15 protein-coding genes and 1 pseudogene are annotated in these 18718 nt (G+C 50.5%); 3 read left to right on the top strand and 13 right to left on the bottom strand.

Annotation, left to right across the window (positions count from 1 at the left end):
• Nucleotides 1-3: 3 nt before the first annotated feature.
• From BUE76_RS00715 to BUE76_RS00670, 12 genes are all read right to left on the bottom strand, one after another.
• On the bottom strand, nt 4-492 hold the full coding sequence (locus tag BUE76_RS00715; RefSeq protein WP_073039188.1) for a cupin domain-containing protein: 489 nt from the start codon (nt 490-492) through the stop codon (nt 4-6).
• Between the two features lie 48 nt (nt 493-540).
• Nucleotides 541-1143, bottom strand: a complete 603-nt coding sequence (locus tag BUE76_RS00710) for a flavodoxin (protein ID WP_073039185.1) — start codon at nt 1141-1143, stop codon at nt 541-543.
• A 57-nt stretch (nt 1144-1200) separates the two neighbouring features.
• Nucleotides 1201-1653, bottom strand: coding sequence for a nuclear transport factor 2 family protein (locus tag BUE76_RS00705; RefSeq protein ID WP_073039183.1), 453 nt, complete (start codon nt 1651-1653; stop codon nt 1201-1203).
• Between the two features lie 28 nt (nt 1654-1681).
• The gene (locus BUE76_RS00700; RefSeq protein ID WP_073039181.1) at nt 1682-2194 is read right to left on the bottom strand and encodes a nuclear transport factor 2 family protein; all 513 of its coding nucleotides are present in this window, start codon (nt 2192-2194) and stop codon (nt 1682-1684) included.
• A 24-nt stretch (nt 2195-2218) separates the two neighbouring features.
• The gene (locus tag BUE76_RS25030) at nt 2219-2386 is read right to left on the bottom strand and encodes a hypothetical protein (protein WP_245798249.1); all 168 of its coding nucleotides are present in this window, start codon (nt 2384-2386) and stop codon (nt 2219-2221) included.
• A 24-nt stretch (nt 2387-2410) separates the two neighbouring features.
• Nucleotides 2411-2854, bottom strand: coding sequence for an aldo/keto reductase (locus tag BUE76_RS25025; RefSeq protein WP_254049516.1), 444 nt, complete (start codon nt 2852-2854; stop codon nt 2411-2413).
• Nucleotides 2826-3203, bottom strand: a complete 378-nt coding sequence (locus BUE76_RS25020; RefSeq protein ID WP_254049515.1) for an aldo/keto reductase — start codon at nt 3201-3203, stop codon at nt 2826-2828. Before BUE76_RS25020 ends, BUE76_RS25025 begins: the two co-directional genes overlap by 29 nt.
• 55 nt (nt 3204-3258) lie before the next feature.
• Nucleotides 3259-4347 carry an alpha/beta hydrolase gene (locus BUE76_RS00690; RefSeq protein WP_073039179.1) on the bottom strand — a complete coding sequence of 363 codons (1089 nt, stop codon included), beginning with the start codon at nt 4345-4347 and terminating at the stop codon, nt 3259-3261.
• A gap of 17 nt (nt 4348-4364) precedes the next feature.
• On the bottom strand, nt 4365-5219 hold the full coding sequence (locus BUE76_RS00685; protein ID WP_245798247.1) for an aldo/keto reductase: 855 nt from the start codon (nt 5217-5219) through the stop codon (nt 4365-4367).
• A 149-nt stretch (nt 5220-5368) separates the two neighbouring features.
• Nucleotides 5369-5833 carry a (2Fe-2S)-binding protein gene (locus BUE76_RS00680; RefSeq protein ID WP_073039177.1) on the bottom strand — a complete coding sequence of 155 codons (465 nt, stop codon included), beginning with the start codon at nt 5831-5833 and terminating at the stop codon, nt 5369-5371.
• 33 nt (nt 5834-5866) lie between these two features.
• Nucleotides 5867-8128, bottom strand: a complete 2262-nt coding sequence (locus BUE76_RS00675) for a xanthine dehydrogenase family protein molybdopterin-binding subunit (protein WP_073039175.1) — start codon at nt 8126-8128, stop codon at nt 5867-5869.
• Nucleotides 8129-8228: 100 nt separating this feature from the next.
• Nucleotides 8229-9959, bottom strand: coding sequence for a carboxylesterase/lipase family protein (locus tag BUE76_RS00670; protein ID WP_216820599.1), 1731 nt, complete (start codon nt 9957-9959; stop codon nt 8229-8231).
• 186 nt (nt 9960-10145) lie between these two features.
• Here BUE76_RS00670 and BUE76_RS00665 point away from each other — a divergent pair, with 186 nt between their 5' ends.
• The 3 genes and pseudogenes from BUE76_RS00665 (at nt 10146) to BUE76_RS00645 (ending at nt 13627) form a co-directional block, all read left to right on the top strand.
• Nucleotides 10146-11045 (top strand): helix-turn-helix domain-containing protein, encoded by a 900-nt coding sequence (locus BUE76_RS00665; RefSeq protein ID WP_073039173.1) that lies wholly within the window; start codon nt 10146-10148, stop codon nt 11043-11045.
• 211 nt (nt 11046-11256) lie between these two features.
• Nucleotides 11257-12344 (top strand): annotated as a pseudogene (locus tag BUE76_RS23880) (IS3 family transposase); the annotation flags it as partial.
• Nucleotides 12345-12997: 653 nt separating this feature from the next.
• Complete coding sequence (locus tag BUE76_RS00645; protein ID WP_073039167.1) at nt 12998-13627, top strand: response regulator transcription factor; 630 nt, start codon at nt 12998-13000, stop codon at nt 13625-13627.
• A 44-nt stretch (nt 13628-13671) separates the two neighbouring features.
• Here BUE76_RS00645 and BUE76_RS00640 read toward each other — a convergent pair whose 3' ends face one another.
• Nucleotides 13672-18072, bottom strand: coding sequence for a sensor histidine kinase (locus tag BUE76_RS00640; protein ID WP_158069907.1), 4401 nt, complete (start codon nt 18070-18072; stop codon nt 13672-13674).
• Nucleotides 18073-18718 lie beyond the last annotated feature (646 nt).

Raw genomic sequence — 18718 nt, 5'->3', positions numbered from 1 at the left:
TTTTTACTGGTGATACTCCGCATCCGTCACCGCCTCCATCCAAACAGTTTCGCCCTTCTCCCTGCTGGTGATGGCTACCTGTACAAAGCCTTCGGTAGCACTGGCGCCATGCCAGTGCGGGGTATTGGGCGGGCATTTCACCACATCACCTTTACGGAGTATTTTCTTAGGCTGGCCCCGCTCCTGGTAATAACCCACGCCATCGGTCACCAGCAGTATCTGCCCTGCGGGGTGTAGGTGCCATTTACTCCTGGCACCGGGTGTAAAAGTGACGTTGCCAACAGATATGGCGTTCAGGCTATCTGCTTCAATGAGGGATTGCAGGTAGGCCGTTCCGGTAAAATTGTTGTTGGTGATTTTATTGCCGGTAGGAAAAACACCCGCTAGTGGTTTGGATGTTGGTGTGGCCTGGGCTGATATGGCCTGATGAATGCCAAGGAAAAACACCAGGACCAATAACGCTATTGAGTATTCCTTTTTTAAAATCTTCATATGGCTTCTTTGTGATGTTTCAATTCAATGTCTAATGCTTAGCGATAATCAATTCTTTATAACCTTTATTTTGCGCAACCATTCCTTTATTTTCCTTTCCGCTTGCTGCGCCACTTCGCCTTTGATGGCTAATCGAATCCCATCTCTTTCCACACCGCCTTTCATGGTAAAACCTTCCAACACGGTACTGTTGGGACAGAGTTCCTTCAGGGTTTGAAAACTGCTGCCGATGCCATATCCTGCATTGGTATTAAACGGCACGATGGTTTTACCTGCGAAGTCATACTGTTTCAAAAAGCTCTTGATGGGAGGCGGAAGTTGCATGCCCCAGGTAGGAAAGCCAACAAATACAACAGCATAGCGTTCCATGCTATCGATTGTTGTTTTCAGTGGTGGTAAGTAACCGCTCCTGTTTTCCTCCGCTACCTGTTCTACTATGGCGCGGTAGTTTTCGGGATAGGGCTGCCGCAGTTCCAATGCTACGATGGCTCCACCCACCTGCCGGTGTATCATTTCCGCCACCACTTTCGTATTGCCGGTTCGCGACAGGTAAACGACCAACACCTCTTTGTTGGCCGTTTTTTGTGCATGCGTACATCCCGACAGGCCGGTCAAAACAAAAATCAGCAAAAGGCAAAACGAGCATTTCATAGGCCTTCGGGGTTGGTGTAAAAGACATTGCTTCTAAGTTTCAGCAACAGGTAATTTTCAATGCACAATTTTGTGGGTATCCTGCACGCCGCTGAACGTAAGGGCCAGCAGCTTCCAATCCTTCTTTTGCTGTTTGTATACCTCGGTTACAGTAAACTCCGTTACTGCATCGGCGCCGCGTACTACGGCCGTAAGGGTAATGCGGTTCCATACAATGGCATTGTCTCCCACCAGCTCCACGGCCAGATCGTGTACATCGGCTTTGCGGTACCAGATCCTTCCTGTTTTGATGATGTCCAGCTCCTCGTCTTTTTTCCAGGTGCCGCTCATGTGCACAAACTTCGATTCGTCGTGAAAAAGGTTGGCCAGCTTGTCCACATCCTTGTCGGCCATCCACTGCCATTTGGCTTTCGACAGGTTGATGATTTGAAGGGTATCGGCTGCCTTTTGTGCAAACAAGGCCTGCGCAACTACCAGCAGCAGGAATAGGCTAATGATTCTTTTATTCATGTTCTTACTTTTTTGTGGGTGCTTGACATTATTGGTTGCCCGTACCGGTTTTCAACTTCACTGCCCGCATCAGCCGGGAGAAAGTAAGCGAACCCATTTTCCATTGGCCGCCTTCTTTTACATACACTTCCGTTACCATAAAGGGATTAACCACTTCATTGCCGCCTACAACCGCAACGAGGTCGATATCATTCAACAGGATGGCTGTATTACCAATGATGTTGACCGAAGCAGAGTACACTTCGGCTTTTTTATAGTGGATACCACCACTCTTGATCACATTTACTTCTTGGGCCTTTCCCCAACTGCCACCCATGTGCACGAACATGGATTTGTCGTGAAAAAGCCCGGCAAGCGTATCGGCTTTCTTATCCGCCATCCATTGCCATTTTTGTTTAGATAGGTCAAGCAGTTCTTGTTGTTCCTTACTTACAGGAGCACCACTTTGCTGTGCATTAGCCGAAACGGTACCAAGTGCCAGCAGGCCGGAACACAGTATTGCAGTTTTAAAAAATGTGGACACGCTTTTAGAATAGGTCATGATAATGGTTTAAGATGGGGTTATTTACCGGTTGATCATTTGCTGCGCCTGCGCACTGTAGCGGGCACCCTGTATTTCGATGGCTGCCACTGCCTTATTTATTTGATTCAGATTGGCGGCATCGAGTGTAAGACTCGCTGCAGCGGTGTTTTCTTCCAGGCGGTGCAGCTTGGTGGTACCCGGTATGGGCACTATCCAGGGCTTTTGCGCCAGCAGCTAGGCAAGGGCTACCTGGGCGGGCGTGGCATGGAGTGCCGTTGCAATGCCTTGCAGTACCTGCACAAGGGCCATATTGGCCTTGCGGGCTTCTTCCGAAAAGCGGGGAACGGTGTTCCGGAAATCGGAAGTATCGAATTGGGTACCGGCATCGATGGCGCCGGTAAGAAATCCTTTACCCAGCGGGCTGAAAGGCACAAAGCCAATAACCAGTTCTTCAAGCACAGGCAGTATTTCGGCTTCGGGCTCGCGCCACCACAACGAGTATTCGCTTTGCAGGGCCGCCACCGGCTGCACGGCATGTGCACGGCGGATGCTGTCTGCACCAGCTTCGGAAAGGCCAAAATGTTTCACCTTGCCTTCGGCAATCAGCTCTTTTACAGCGCCTGCCACCTCTTCGATGGGCACGGCTGGGTCAACCCGGTGCTGGTAAAAAAAGGTCAATCACATCGGTTTTCAACCGCTTTAAGCTGGCTTCTGCTACAGCCCTGATATTTTCGGGGCGGCTGTCGAGGCCCTGGGTGGGCATTCCGTTTTTAAACCCAAACTTGGTGGCAATTACCACCTGCTTACGGAAAGGAGCCAGTGCCTCCCCTACCACTTCTTCGTTGGTACCGGGGCCATAGGCTTCAGCAGTGTCAAAAAAGGTAATACCCCGCTCTACAGCCGATTGAATCAGCTTGATGGCTTCGGCTTTGCCTGTTGCGGGGCCATAGCCAAAACTCAAACCCATACAACCCAGCCCCAGTGCGGATACCTCAAGGCCGCTGTTGCCCAATATTCTTTGCTGCATGTCCGATTCGTTTAAATAAAGAATGAATTTCTTACTGCTACCTATACCCGGTGCGTTATAGATGCTTACCGAAAAAATCGGCCAGCTTGGTTACTGCTCCTTTTACATACTGAGGCTGCCAATAGGTTTGAATATGCGTAGCACCATCGAGCAGGAACAGCTCTTTGCTTTTTGCATGGGTAGCTTTGGCAAAAGCCTGGTCGGTCATGTATTTGGTGTCCGCCTTGCTCCCGGCCATCATCAGCAGGGGCTGATCAATCAGCTCCATATTGGTGGTGGCATCCCAGGTCATCAGGTCGAGCAAACTGCTGCGGGTGTATAAAAAAGTAGAGTTAGGATGTGCGTGTGTGCGGTAATAGTACTGAAATCCTTCGCGGTACAGGTCGGTGGTGGTTTTGGCGATTTCTTCATCGGTAACGCTGGCCACACCTACATAAGCAATTGGTCCGCCGGCAGCTTCCTGCGCACGGGCGGCCGAAGCCTGTTGCAACCGCTCCTGCACGGTGGCTATTTGTGCGTTTTGAAAACCATTGCGCCTTACCTCGCCCGAGTTGAACATGCTGAGCGTGGCAACGGCTTTGAAGCGCTTGTCGGCCTGGGCAGCCTTCAGGGTATAGCCGCCACCGCCACAAATTCCCAATACACCCAAACGGCTGCCATCTACGCCTGCATACCGGCTGATAAAGTCGGCCATGCCGTGAATGTCCTCAATCCGGTTGGCGGGTTTATCGGTATGGCGGGGCTCACCGCCGCTGGCACCCTGGTAGGCGGCATCGGCAACGATGGTGATATAACCTGCTTCTGCGAGGCGCTGGGCATACAGCCCTGTGGTCTGCTCTTTAACGCCACCGTTGGGATGCGCCAGCACAATGGCCGGGTACTTCTTGGCCGCGTCATAGTTGGCGGGTGTGTACACATTGGCGGCAATGTCAATACCATTCAGTTTATATCGTACTGGGTGTATGTTCACCTTTCCCGGTTCATTTTTGGCAATGGCGCCTTCGTACACCAGGGTCCAATGATTTTGCCGCTGTACCTTTTGGGCTGCTGCTGCCGCAGTTGGTGGCTGCGTGCTTTGCGCATGCGTCTTTACTGTCAATGCTACGGGCATGGTCAATCCAATTATCATTATCAGCTTTTTCATACCGGATATTTTTTATGTCAAACCCCAGGTTTGTACGTACCCAGCCACTTCACCATGGCAGGGTCTCGGTGGTCAAAAAACAGGCTGCTTTTTGTATCGAGGGTTTTGATGGCTTCCATATCTTCAGCACTAAGGCTAAAGTCGAAGATGTTGAAGTTCTCTGCCATGCGGTCTTTCTTTACCGATTTCGGTATGGCAACTACATCCCGCTGTGTGAGCCAGCGAAGCACTACCTGCGCAACGGTTTTGTTGTATTTGGCACCGATGGAAAGGAGCAACTCGTTGTTGAAGATGTTGTTTTTACCTTCTGCAAAAGGGCCCCATGACTGGATTTGCACGCCGTTTTCCTGCAAGAATTGATGCGCCTCCATTTGCTGTTGAAATGGGTGGGTTTCCACCTGGTTGATAGCGGGAACAATCGTGTTGTGAACCATCAGGTCCATCAGCCGGTCGGGATGAAAATTGCTGACGCCAATGGCCCGAATCCTGCCTTCCCGGTACAGTTCTTCCATGGCACGCCATGCGCCATGTACATCGCCATAAGGCTGGTGCATGAGGTAGAGGTCAAGGTATTCAAGCTGCAGGTTTTGCATGGAAGTTTCAAAAGCCTTTTTGGCACCATTGTACCCATCGGACTGGACCCACAACTTGGTGGTAACAAAAAATGCTTCCCTTGGTATACCGCTGTTCCGGATGGCCCTGCCAACCGCAGCTTCGTTCCCATAAGAAGCAGCAGTATCAATAAGGCGGTAACCGGTGCTGATGGCATCCGCAACGCTTCGTTCACACTCTTCGGCATCTGGAATTTGGAACACGCCAAAACCAAGGATGGGCATTTCCACTCCGTTATTCAGTATAACCTTCTGCATCATTCATTCTGTTTACAACACAAAGTTCCCTGCTTGTACTTGCTCCGGTGGTATACAGATTACGGTTTCTCCTACCATTATTACGGAAAAGCCTGTAGCTCATCTTGCTACAGGCCTTTCCAAAATTTATATCCAATGATGTAGGCTTTGCGCTACCCCTTCTTGCGCTGCAGTTCGGCTGCCCGGTGAATGGCTTCGCGGATACGCAGGTAGGTGCCGCAGCGGCAGATATTTCCTGCCATTGCCGCGTCAATGTCGGCATCGCTTGGTGCTTTGTTTTGCTTGAGCAGGGCCACTGCCGACATGATCTGACCGCTCTGGCAATAACCGCACTGGGCCACATCCAGCTCCAGCCATGCTTGCTGCACCGGATGGTCCTGCTTTTGGGAAAGGCCTTCAATGGTGGTGATCTTCATTTTACCCACCGCCGATACGGGCAGCAGGCAGGACCGCGTGGCGGTGCCATCGAGGTGAACGGTGCAGGCGCCGCATTGGGCCATGCCACAACCATACTTGGTGCCCACAAGGCCGAGGGTATCGCGCAGCACCCACAGCAAGGGCGTATCGGGCGACACGTTTACGTTGTAGGGTTTGTTGTTGATATTTAAGGTGATCATATCCGTGTTGTTGTTGGGGAGGAATGGAATGGGTTAAAACGCTTTGGGTGTTTCCAGTTGCGGTGCATAGGGTTGTTGGTACAAACGCTTGCTTGCAGCCTTGTACAGGGCATTGGCAACGGCGCCAAATACCGGCGGGAAGGGTGGTTCGCCCAAACCCGTCGGGTCGATATCGTTTTGTACAAAATGCACTTCTACCTTTTTGGGTGCTTCCGGCATCCGTATCATCCGGTAAGTATGGAAATTGTTTTGGACCGGCACGCCATCCTTGTGCGTCAACCCGCCATAGAACGCATTGCCGATGCCATCCACCACGGCGCCCTGCACCATATTGGCCGCAGCATCGGGGTTCACCACGATGCCGCAATCAACGGCGCTGGTTACTTTTTCCACGTAAGGCTTGCCTTCCTTCATCACGATGTCCACCACATGGGCGGCATAGGAGGCATGGCAGAAATAAGCGGCTACGCCCCTGCTGTATTGGGCATTTTCCGGTTTGCCCCATCCCGATTTCTCTTTTACCAGGCGCAGCACCTCGGCATAGCGGGCTGCATCGTATTCGTTGTTCCTGCCCACCGGTGCTTCCTTGGCCCGCTGCAGCAGTTTCAGGCGGAAGTCAATCGGGTCCTTGCCCATGGCTTCGGCCAATTCGTCCAGAAAGGATTGTTCTGCCGCCGCGTTGAAGTTGGACCGCGGCGCCCGGAAGGCTCCGATGGTAATATTGGAGGGGATCTGCCAGCCTTCGGCCAGGTAGTTGTCTACCGCGCCTGCCGGGAACCTGTTGGCATGAATGGCGTGCTCGGGAATGCCGCCGCCTTTTACGTGAAACCCGATCAGCTTTTTGTTGGCATCGAGCGCCGCCCGGTAGGTAGCCGTGTACATGGGACGGTAAATGCCATAGGTCATATCGTCCTCGCGGGTGTACACCAGTTTTACCGGTGCTTTTACCTTTTTAGAAATCAAGGCCGCTTCAAACATATACTGCCCGTAAGCCCTGCGGCCAAAGCCGCCACCCATCCGTGTCATTTGTATCTCAATCTTATCGGCAGGCAGGTTGAGCAGTTTTGCCAGCGTGGGCTCCGACCATCCCGGTGCCTGGAGCGGGCCTGCCACCAACGCCTTTTCGTCGGTAACGTGGGCAAAGAAGTTCATCGGCTCCATACAGTTGTGCGCCAGGAAAGGTGCGGTATAGGTGCGCTCAATGATTTGCGCTGCATTTTTGAAGGCCGTTTCAGGGTCACCATCCTTGCGGAGTTGCTGGGCAGGTTTTGCCGCATATTCCTGCATTTTCTTCAACTGGTCCGCAGTGCTTTCCAGTGTTCCCGGAACCACCACTTCCCTTTTCTGTCCCCGGCCGCCCATGGTATCCTTTGTTTCGCCTGCGGGTTCCCACTCCACTTTCAATTGCTTGCGGGCCTGCATCACCTCCCAGGTAGTATTGCCCACCACCACCAGCAGGTCGTTGAAAGAGCGGGTATCAAAGCCACCTTGCTCAAAACCATCTTCGTATAGTTTCTGGGTAAACACATCCCTGATCCCCGGCATCTTCAAAGCGGCGGTTGCATCATAGGATTTTAGCTTCATGCCAAAACCCGGCGGATGATGAATCATGGCGATGAGCATACCTTTTTGCTGGTAGTCCAATCCAAACAGGGGTTTGCCCGATACGATCTTGGCGCCTTCCACGTTCTTCTGCGCACTGCGGATTACCTTGAACTGCTTGCTGTCTTTGAGTTTAACGTCTTTGGGCACGGCAAGTGTGGCCGCCTTGGTGGCCATGCTGCCGTAAGTGCCCGACTTGCCGCTTTTTTCATGGTACAGCATACCGCCCTTTGTGGTTATTTCTTCCACGGGCACGCTCCAGGTTTGAGCGGCGGCTTCCACCAGCATGTGGCGGGCGGCGGCACCAGCCTGCCGCAGCGGCCGCCAGTACATGCGTACCGAATTGCTACCGCCGGTAAACTGCGGACCAAGTTTTACACTGTCGTGCGGGCCCATTTCCACTACCACTTTCTTCCAGTCGGCGTCAAGTTCCTCGGCCACGATCATGGGCAGCGAGGTCATTACGTTTTGCCCAAACTCGGGATTGGGGTTCAGTATCTTGATGGTATTGTCAGGTGTAATCTTGATATAGCCATTGATTTCTACCCAATCGCCTGGCAGGTCGGCAATACCCGTTGTACCGGCAGATTTGAATGCCGACAGCCAGGTAAAACTGAGCATCAGCCCGCCCCCGGCAAGGGTGGAAGATTTAAGAAATGACCGCCTGTTCATGGAAGACTTTTGTTGTGTCATGTGGAAGCATTTGTTTGTGGAAAAGGGAATATTGGTATTCGGCTAAACGGGAAGATAGTTTTTACGAAGAGGTTTTTTTACCCCTACTGTTCTCTTCTTTTTATATACCCCGCGACTGTATCCGTTCGCGCTTGTTAAAGGCCTTTTCAATCACGTTGAACCGGGCTTTGCGTGGGTCGGGTTTGGCTACGGGTTTGCCATCCAGTTCAATATCGAGTATTTGTTCCTGCTGTGGATCATACTGTGGCCATAAGGGCAAGCCGGAACCATTGGGGTTGCCTGTTTTCGCAAAATTGGTCCAATAGGTATTCATCACCCTTGCCAGTTTCTGCTCTTCAGGTGTGGCCTCAGCAGGCGCTCCCCACCGTGCGTTGAGCGTATTGAATGCAAAGGAAACATCAGAGCCGTGGCCGGCGCCATACCGTGCCCTTGCCCGCATGGCCGGGGGAACGTACCCGAACTGGAACATATAAACGCGCACCTTTTTAGCTGCGAAAACTCTGGCCGTCATCCGGGCGGGCTCGCCCCACACCCAATCGGTATTAAACCTGGTGAGCACCTCGGCAAACTCTTTATCGCCCTGGGGGTCGAAAGCTGCACTGGCCTCGCCTTTCAGGTCACCAAAGAGCGTGAACAGGGCTTCCTTGGAGTTGGCGTTGGTAACAAAGGGTCCGCCTATTTCCGCACTGCAATTACCAATCATCAGCGGCACACGGGCCTGGCGGCCTGCCTTGTAGGCGCTTTCGGCGGTTTCCACCATCAGTTTTCCATCGAGGATGGGTCCGGCATAGGTGCGCCGTCCCGCACTGTCGGCTTCCTGTCCACCATCCACAATAGCCTCCATGGGCAAAGCACGCAGTTGGGCTACTGCGGCAGCATCGGTGCCTTCAATCTTGTGTTTGCGGGCAAAGTTCAACCCAATGGTTTCTGCCGATACGGCATAGAGCGGGTCTGCGCCATCCTGCCGTATGGGCCTGCCGGTAAGCACCCCATCGCGGCCGCCACCCGAATGGCTGATTACTTTATGAAACAAACCCTTTGCCGCCGGTATGGTCATCAGGGAATGAACCGACACGCCGCCTGCGGAGAAACCGAAAATGGTAACGTTGTTGGGGTCGCCACCAAAAGCGGCGATATTTTCCTTTACCCACTTCAGTGCGGCAATCTGGTCCATGAACGCATAGCTGCCTTTGGGCTCCTCGGGGTTTTGCTGGCTGAGTGCCGGATGTGCAAAATGTCCCAGCCGGCCCAGGCGGTAATTGATGGTGGTAAGGATAACGCCCTGTTTGGCAAAGGCATCGCCTGCCGCACCGGGGCCCGAGCCGCTGCCACCTACAAAACTGCCGCCATGAATCCAAACCATTACGGGCAGCTTAGCGCCCCTCTTAGCGGCGGCAGGCGTGTACACATTTAAAAAAAGACAGTCTTCTGAAATAGTGGCCTTTGAACCGGGAAAGCTCCTTTGGGGGCAGTCAGCGCAATCCTTGGTGGCATCGCGTGCTTCCTGCCAGGGTTTTACCGGCTGCGGCGGCCTCCAACGCAGGTCGCCCACCGGGGCAGCGGCATAAGGAATACCCTTGAAGCTGGAAACACCGCCCTGGGTAGTGCCACGAACTTCGCCTGAAGCGGTACGCACCAGGGGCCCGTTGCCGGTGGTATCCTTTTCGGGTAGCATTTCGGGTAGCCGGGTACCAGCATTGTTCCGGTAGGTGTTATTTGCTGCAACAGGGCCTCCGCTTTCTGGCAGATGGCCGGCGGCAAATGCGGGCTTTTGATGTACAATAAGGGAGCAGGCAATCAGGGATACAATCCCAAGGGTTAGTCTTTTCATTTGAACGTTAAGAGGAGTGAAGCCTTTGCGGTTTACGAATTACAAGGCGCTACTAAGATGACCCCTTTTCCACCCTCCGGTTGTATACAGATTACGGTTTCTCCTACCATTATTACGGATTTCGCCTGCCTCCTGCCTCATCGCTCCTCTAATGGGGTAATTTTAGCGGAATAAAGCCAGTGCGCCATGGATACACTCCGTCGTTTTGAAACCATCAGCCAATACAACGAGTTCAACAACAACGAAACCCTGCACCCCCAGGTGAGTGTGGTGGACCTGTCAAAAGCTGCGCCCCGGCAGGGCTCGCGGATGTATTTTGGATTTTACACCATCTTTTTGAAAGACGTAAAATGCGGCGACCTTGTATATGGCCGCGGCACCTACGACTACCAGGAAGGCACCCTGGTATTTTTAGGTCCGGGTCAGGTGGCGGGTATGAACAGCAATGGCGAGTATTACCAACCTAAAGGTTATGCACTGGTGTTTCACCCCGACCTGATTCACGGTACCGCATTGGGCAAACATATCCAGGACTATCCCTTCTTTGGCTACCAATCTAACGAATCGCTGCACCTCTCAGAAAGGGAACGCAAGATTGTGCTTGACTGTTTTTCAAAAATCCAGTACGAACTGGATCATGCTATCGACAAACATAGCAAACGCCTGATTGTTACCAACATCGAACTGTTTCTCAACTACTGCATCCGCTTCTACGACCGCCAATTCCTTACCCGGGAAACAGTGCACAAAAGCCTGCTGGAGCAATTTGAAACATTGCTCAACAGCTACTTCACTACCGACCAGCCGCAAACGGAAGGGCTGCCCACTGTTGCCTGGTGCGCAGGCCAGTTGAACCTCTCGGCCAACTATTTCGGAGAGATGATCAAAAAGGAAACCGGCAAAACCGCCCAGGACTACATACAGGCGAAGGTGATTGATGTAGCCAAGGAACGAATCTTTGATGGGTCTAAATCGGTAAGCCAGGTGGCCTACGAACTGGGCTTTAGATACCCGCAGCATTTTACCAGGTTGTTTCGGCAAAAGGTAGGGCAATCGCCTAATGAATACCGGAGTATGATGAATTAAAATGATGAATTTATTCCTAGTTAAAATTCTATTTTGCGTAGCTCTAAAAATCTATTACTATTTGGAGCAACCGCTACAATTGGAAGAGTAGAAAAGTTAGATTGATCAGCGTTTGGGGTTGCTTATAGTGTGACTTCCCCCCGCAAAAACGGGCATTGGTAAATTAGAGAACCGGCGATTATTCCATACCTTAAAACGAGGGAGGTTTTCAATGAAAAAGTCCACGTTCACAGAAGCACAAATTGCGTTTGCCCTGGAGCAGGCTGAGACGGACACCAGGGTAGATGAGGGCTGTCGCAAGATGGGTATTTCGGAGGCGACGTTTTACAACTGGAAGAAGAAGTTTGGTGGTCTAGGTGTTTCTGAACTCCGACGTCTACGTCAGTTGGAAAAAGAGAGCTTTAAGCTCAAACAAATTGTAGCAGATCTGACTTTAGATAAACAGATGCTGTAGGATGTGCTAAAAAAAGTCCCTGAAAGTCCGCCAACTACGCGAGTTGGCATCCGGGTTAATCATCACCTATAGAGTTTCAGTGATCAAGGCTTGCAAAGCTGTTTGCCTGCATCGCTCAGCCTGGTACTATAAGCATCATCGGCGTGAAGACCGGCCGCTCCGGCAGCGTATAAAGGAGATTGCTGCAGCAAGAGTTAGGTATGGTATGTGGCAGAACTTTTTTTTGCTTCGTAGAGAGTTGGTTTCAAAGATAATCATAAGCGGGTACACCGTATCTACAAGGAAGAAGGGCTGAACCTACGAAGCAAACGGCCAAGGAGAAATAAAGCAGCTGCACACTGACTGGAGCGGCCATTGAACCCTAAGTTAAACGAGTGCGGAGCATGGATTTCGTACAGGATTAGCTCTTTGATGGACGGAAATTCTGGTGTTTAACTGTAGTGGATAATTTTAGTCGCTACTGCCACGCGATCCGAGTGGGCAAATCCATCAAGGGAATAGATGTGGTGGAAGTCATGGAGGCACTGAAGAAGGAGAATAGAATGGTGCCGAAAAGAATTCAGGTGGATAACGGAAGTGAGTTCATATCCAAAGAGTTTGACATGTGGGCTTACTAAAATGGCATCACTTTGGATTATTCCCGTCCTGGCAAACCAACGGACAACCCGTTCATAGAGTCGTTCAATAGCTCTTTTCGCGATGAATGCTTAAACATGCACTGGTTCCTATCCAAGGAAGATGCCTATGAAAAGATCAAATTGTGGATAGATGAATACAACAACTTTCGGCCACACAGCTCATTAAACGACCAAACACCAGCAAAGGTAGTAGAACAATTTCAGCAAAGCAGCAAAACAGAAGAACGAAAAGATGGCCTGCTGGCGGCTTCTGGTGATGAAGACATGTATTTTGCAGCTGCAAACCATGACTCAGCTGCATCAGAAAATATACGCCTTCATCACCAGATTTTAATCCCTCACAGAAGTCCAAATCCTCCACTTTAGCCCTGTCCAGAATACGGGAGGAGGTCAAACTTGATTGTTCATAATTAACTATTCAGGCCGTTTGCCTGTACTTATACCCAGCCATTATCAAAAAATCTCATTCAGTTGCAGGTGTATCAGGTGGTGCAACATATTTTGATGTGGATTGGTTATTAGCTTACCAATATCAGCAAATTGCTTTTTGAATTTGATACCCTCTTGGGTTTTGCACGTACTGTAATAAAAAATTGCCATTTAAAGGTATTGTCTGGCACATGTAACGGTTAGTTTTTGTATACTCACAAGCAGCGCAATATTTAAAGTTTTAGGTCCATCCAACTACTTGTAAATAACACACCAAAAAAATAAAAAAAAGAGCCTTAAGATTCAAGTCAAGCCAACAATTTAGCCGCATCAAACCTCTTGTGTTATAATAGGAATTGCTATATTAACAGAAGCAGGAAAATTCATGCAGTAAACCATCAGCGCCATGTTTACCTACAAACCCAACTTCTATGAAAAAAATTATCATCGCCGACGATCATACTATTGTACGTGTAGGTATGCGCCAATTGATACAGGAATCTTATCCCTTTTGTAATGTTGTGGAAGTGGATAATGCCGACGACCTTGTACGGCGGGTACTTGCAGAAGATTGGGATGCCGTGGTAACGGATATTACCATGCCGGGGAAAACAGGCATTGATGCGCTGATACAAATAAGACAGGTTAAACCCAAGCTTCCGGTGCTGGTGCTGACCCTCCACAGCGAAGACGCTTATGCCCTGCGGGCGATGCGGGCAGGCGCATCGGGATACCTGACCAAAACGGTGGCGGCCGTGGACCTTGTGGATGCTTTGGAGCGCATCATCACCGGGAAAAATTATATAACGGAGCAGGTAGCGGAAATCATGGTTTCCGCAATTTTCAACCCCGAAGGAAAAGTCAGTAAAGATTTGCTGACAGATCGGGAAATGGAAGTGCTGCTGCTGGTGGCAAAGGGAAAGAAAGTACGCGAGGGCGCCGCACTGCTCCATATCAGTGCTTCTTCTTTTGCCACTTACCGGAGCCGGGTGATGGAAAAACTCCAGTTGTTTACCGTGCCAGACCTGGTTCGTTTTTGCCTGGAAGAGCATCTGCTTTAAACGTTGCTACTTACAGCCCGCCTGTTTACTGGTAGGTGCATGCTTCAATGCTGTTGCAGGCTGTCATCATCCTGGATGATCATGGGCTTTATCCGCGCTTTTAATTGTACTACCGTTCCTTTTTGCGGATGGGGAAGAATGGTGAATTTGCCCCCTATGAGGTGTGCCTTTTCCCGCATACCGGTAATGCCCAGGCTTTTGAACTGGTCTTCTTCCATGATGCCTTTACCATTATCGCGTATGCTGATGCGGAACAATGCAGGCGTACAGGCTATATGAACGGTGATGGCGGTGGCCTGGGCATGCCGCATGATATTGGTCAGCGATTCCTGAAAGATGCGGAAGACGTGAATTTCCTTGTCCTTGCCGGGCGAATAAAAGGATTTGATTTTAAAATGGATGGTTATGCCGTATTGTTGTTGGTACCGTTGTGCATACCACTGAAGCGTGGCCATCAGTCCCATCTCATCGAGTACGGGTGGCCGCAGGTTGGCCGATATTTTGCGCACCGTATCGATGGTGTCATCCAGCATTTGGTATATGCTGCCCGCATCGAAAGTTGCTGTAGGCAGTTGCCGCTGGCAGCGTTTTACCTGAATGGCCAAACCCAGCTTGATGCCCGTTAGTTGTTGTCCCAGTTCGTCATGAATTTCCCGGGCAAGGTGGCTGCGCTCTTCTTCGCGTGCCTGTTGCAGGTGTTTGCTCAGCTTATGTACTTTGAGGAGCAGCTTTTTGCGGGCAGCATCAGCCAGTGCATAGGCGGTTTGGTCGCGGCAAATAACGGATATGCCAGAGTTGGCCGGGTACACCCACACATCATACACCCTGCCATCGCCGGGTATGGGTATACGCAGGTATCCTTGTTTTCTTTGCTCCAGCCCCGCGGCATACAGGTTGAACAGGGGCGCACCTGCCGGCGTGTTGATAAAGGGAAATAAATCCAGCACCCGGCGGCCTGGTATGGCCACTTTGTTTTGCCCCAACATATGGGCGCCTTCTTCATTTACAACGGTGAAGTTCCAATCGAAATCAATACCGGCGAAACTATCTGGATAGGCGTTGATCAGATCATTGTACCGCTGGTTCTGATTTGAAACCTTTTCGGTAAGGGCCAGCATCCGATGTGCCGCTTCTTTCTGGGGTGTAATATCTTTCAATAAAACCGAAGTTCCGGTTGCGGAGGGATAGGTCCAAACACCAAAAGTGGCCGGTTGCTCCGTATCACCTGCTATCTCAATATATCCCGGTTCGCCCAGTTCAATTGCGTTGTGCAATAGCTGGTAAAAAGGGGCAAAATCCGGTGTGTATAATACCGGCCACAGCTCGCCCAGCGGCTGGTCCAGAATACTGGCTTCGGGTTTGTTGAAAAAGGCGCATACAAATTGGTTGGCATAGGTAAATCGCCACTGCTTGTCCAATGCGTAAAATCCATCGGTTACTGCCTGTACCAGGGTGCTGTACCGTTCGTTTTGCAACGCAAAGGTTTGGGACAGCTCCCCAATTTTTACACTCTTTTGATACTCTTCGGTAATCTCGCGGTAGTACACCGATACACCGGTTGGGGAAGGATAGATGCGGACAAAAGAATAGCAGCCTTCCTGGTACTCCCAATGCAACATTCCCTCCTTGCCTTCTTCTAGTGCCTCGCGGAGCTTTTGGTACAGCCCGGGCCGCTGCGGGTGCAGTAAGCCGGGGTAAATGGTACGGTAATCGGCACCCAGCAATTGTTCTTTGGGTCTTCCAAAATCCAGTACACAGGTATGGTTGGCAAACAGAAACTTCCAGTCAAAATCAAGTGCGTAAATGCCATCCTGTACGGAGTCGACAAAAATTTTATTTTGCCACAACTGCTGCTCCAGTTGGGTGCGGGCATTTTCCAGCGAAATTTGTGTGTGGTACTGCTCCGTGATGTCGTGCAGCAGTAAGATGGTGCCGCCTGTAACCGGTATGATCCGGCAGTTCATATACTTACCTTCAACATTGTGTACGATTAGTTCAGCCGGTTGTGCCTGTAGTACGGCGGATTGTATCGACTGTATGTACTCCGGATCATCTATTTGCTTTGTTCCCAAGAGTTGCAAATAGTTGCGGCCAGACAATTGGGCGAAATCCAGATTGAAGTACCGGCAAACTACCGTATTGGCATAACGTATGCAAAACAACTGGTCCAGGTACAATACCGCATCGGTCATCCATTGTTCCAAAATCAGGAACCGTTCTTTTTGCAGGTTGAGTTCATCTCCCAACTGTACTACCTGTAGTTCGGCAGTTTTACGGCTGGTGATATCCTGGTAAATTACCGATACACCTGTTTCAGAAGCAAAGGCCCTGATGCCATACCATGTTTTCTGGTCTTCGCCAAGCACTTCCAGGTACCCGTTGGTTTTTTGGCTGATGGCGGCTTCCAGCAGGTTGTACACAGGCCGGAAACGGCTGTTGTTGAGGCTGGGCCACAACTCGCGGAAATCCATATCCAGCAGTGAGGCTGGGGTGTGGCCAAAATAACGGGCAAATGTATCATTACAATACAGGAAGCGCCAGTTGCGGCCGAGGGCGTAGATACCGTCTGTCACCGATTGTAAAAATACTTCATACCGGGCTTTTTCCTCGGCGGCTTTTATCGCCAGGTTTTTGGCGGTTGCTTCTGCCCTCCGGGTAGCCGTGATATCGTGGGTGAGTATATTGACTCCTCCTTTCCAGGGATATACCACTACCGAACGGATCCAGCGGTCCTCCTTATCGGCCACCTCTATATAACCTTCCTGTTGTTGTTGGTGGCAGTGCACAATCAGTTGAAATAAGGCCGTGTAATCTTTTTCCAACGAAAGCCGGGCGATGTCAAAGAAGTTTTTTCCGGTAAGGCTGGCCGGTGTATCAGCGATGGTAGTGGCCATATTGGCGAAGCTGATGGTCCAGTTGGCGTCGATGGCATAAACGCCATCCGATATCGATTCGGCAAGCTGTGCGTACTGTCTTTGGCTGTCGGCAAGCTGTTTGGTCAGGCGCTCTTTTTCGGCCGCCGCCGTCCGTACATCAGTAATATTGCGGTAGATGACCAACACACCATCCAGATGCGGGTACATTCTGATCTGGTAATAATCGCCCCGCAAATCCAGCAGTTCCACAAGTCCCTCTTTGCCTTCGGTAATGGCATCGTTGATGGCGGCAACAAAATTCCTGAAATTGGGGTGGCGCAGCTCGGGAAAAAGGGTTTTGAACGACTGCCCTGCCACCGCGTTCATTGGCAAGTTGAAATAGGCGCACAGCTTTTCGTTTGCATGGGTAAAAACCCAGTTGCTGTCCAACACATACAATCCATCGGTGATGGATTTGAGCAAGGATGCATATTGCTGTTCTTTGGTGTGCAGGGCCTCTGTCAGTGTTCTGGCCGTGTTGGCAGCCTGCCATTTGTCGATAGTATTCCTGCTGATTACCAGCAGGCCGCCAAAAGCAGGATAGGCAAAAATGATCCGGGCCCGGTTACTTTTTTTATCTACGTATTCCAGCGTGTCCGAAATCTGCAGCTCCAGGCAGCGTGTATAAAACGACAGCGCTTCTTGTTGTACTTCTGCGGGTTTGATAGCAATGATGCGGCTGAGCGGGGCGCCTATAAAATGCGCCGCCGGCTTTGCGGTGGTATTGCATACCGCCTCGTTTACAGCGGTGATCCGTGCGTTGGCATCAACGGTAAAAACACAGTCTGAAATCGCATTGATCAGGTGCCTGTAGTGTTCTTCTTTTTGTACCAACTGCTGCTCCGCCAATACGTTTTTTCCCGCAGCCACTGCCAGCTCTGTTCTGTTTCTGCAAACCACCAGATAACCGATTGCCGCCGGGTAAATGCTCAGGCCATAAAACTGGTTGGTAGCCAGGTCTTCGTATTCCATATACTGCTCCTGATGACTGGCCGGTAGTTGCCGGGTAGCATCCCACAATGTTTTTATACCCGCAATAGGTGCAAAGCCGCCAATTGAATACAGTAGCTGTCCTTTCAACTGGTCTGGTGCGGTTTGGGTGTATGCCGCCGCCGCCCTGTTGGCGTACACCACCCTGCCCTCTTTATCCAAGTATAGCATCACATCGTGCAGGTGCTCGGTAAACAATTTGAATTGGTCCTTGATTCTTTGCCGGCCACGGGCTAAAAAAAAGAGGTAACTGCCAATAATGACCAGCCCGGCCAGGGTAATCACCTGAAGCAGGTTCAGCATCTTCCGGTCGCTTACCAGTTGCCGGTTGTTGCTTGTATATAACTGTTCTTCCTGTTGGCTGATTTTTTGTATGATGGGTGCCAGGGTTTGCGGTGGCGCTGTTGCCTGTAGCGCCACCAACAACCTGCTTATTGCCTGTTGCCGTGCAGGTGATAACTCGGTAAGACGCTTCAGCTCCGTTGCCTGCTCTTTCATCAACAAGCTTGTGGCTGCCACAAGATGTGTGTCCTTTTGCATCAGCATTTGTTGCTTCGATAATACCTGTAGTGCGGTAACGTGTTTTAAAATCCTTTGCGAGTGGGCAACCTCTTCTCTGCTACGTTTTAGTTGCACCGCAATGATGACAAACCATACCATGGCAACAACTATAAAACCGATACTGCTTAGCAAAAGAATAGGGATAGTGGATTTACGGGCCGGCATATGCGTACAGGTTAAATAAAAAATGAAAGCGATATATCCAATATAACCATTGTTGCCGGATATAAATTTTCCATTGGGTTGTAACAATTAAAGTTTAACGCATACAGCTGGTTATTGGCATAGTGCCTGTTGGCAGTTTTGTTTTTTGTCCGGCTTGATTGGACAAAACACGACAAGAAAAATATTGCTCTGGTTACATATCCTGGCTTACGCTTTTCCTTTCTTTGTTGCCAGCAGTTTAGATGTGGTAAAAGACTTAATAACGGCCAGTGGTTTCTACCTCGGGCTTTCTTTCTTCTTATGACATTAAAAACGTAAATCCTGCCCTATTTTTTATCGATGTTCTTTGATTGCCATTGCATAGTAGCGCAGCTTGCGGCAAGCAAACATCATCTAATGTGATTGAAGCGCCAGGAACATAGTTATGTTTAAACAGCGTCTTTTTTCTGTTCCATGTATC

It is taken from the genome of Cnuella takakiae (assembly GCF_001953305.1).
Classification (GTDB): Bacteria; Bacteroidota; Bacteroidia; order Chitinophagales; family Chitinophagaceae; genus Flavisolibacter; species Flavisolibacter takakiae.
This window is presented reverse-complemented; position numbering and strand designations above follow the sequence as displayed.

Bases quoted from the DNA above. Each gene is read 5' to 3' on its own strand.
- BUE76_RS00665 (WP_073039173.1), top strand. From the start codon at position 10,146: ATGGATACACTCCGTCGTTTTGAAACCATCAGCCAATACAACGAGTTC.
- BUE76_RS25020 (WP_254049515.1), bottom strand. From the start codon at position 3,203: ATGCAGCAAAGAATATTGGGCAACAGCGGCCTTGAGGTATCCGCACTG.
- BUE76_RS00640 (WP_158069907.1), bottom strand. From the start codon at position 18,072: ATGCAAAAGGACACACATCTTGTGGCAGCCACAAGCTTGTTGATGAAA.
- BUE76_RS00645 (WP_073039167.1), top strand. From the start codon at position 12,998: ATGAAAAAAATTATCATCGCCGACGATCATACTATTGTACGTGTAGGT.
- BUE76_RS00700 (WP_073039181.1), bottom strand. From the start codon at position 2,194: ATGACCTATTCTAAAAGCGTGTCCACATTTTTTAAAACTGCAATACTG.
- BUE76_RS00680 (WP_073039177.1), bottom strand. From the start codon at position 5,833: ATGATCACCTTAAATATCAACAACAAACCCTACAACGTAAACGTGTCG.
- BUE76_RS00670 (WP_216820599.1), bottom strand. From the start codon at position 9,959: ATGAAAAGACTAACCCTTGGGATTGTATCCCTGATTGCCTGCTCCCTT.
- BUE76_RS00710 (WP_073039185.1), bottom strand. From the start codon at position 1,143: ATGAAATGCTCGTTTTGCCTTTTGCTGATTTTTGTTTTGACCGGCCTG.
- BUE76_RS00690 (WP_073039179.1), bottom strand. From the start codon at position 4,347: ATGAAAAAGCTGATAATGATAATTGGATTGACCATGCCCGTAGCATTG.
- BUE76_RS00705 (WP_073039183.1), bottom strand. From the start codon at position 1,653: ATGAATAAAAGAATCATTAGCCTATTCCTGCTGCTGGTAGTTGCGCAG.
- BUE76_RS00685 (WP_245798247.1), bottom strand. From the start codon at position 5,219: ATGATGCAGAAGGTTATACTGAATAACGGAGTGGAAATGCCCATCCTT.
- BUE76_RS00715 (WP_073039188.1), bottom strand. From the start codon at position 492: ATGAAGATTTTAAAAAAGGAATACTCAATAGCGTTATTGGTCCTGGTG.
- BUE76_RS00675 (WP_073039175.1), bottom strand. From the start codon at position 8,128: ATGACACAACAAAAGTCTTCCATGAACAGGCGGTCATTTCTTAAATCT.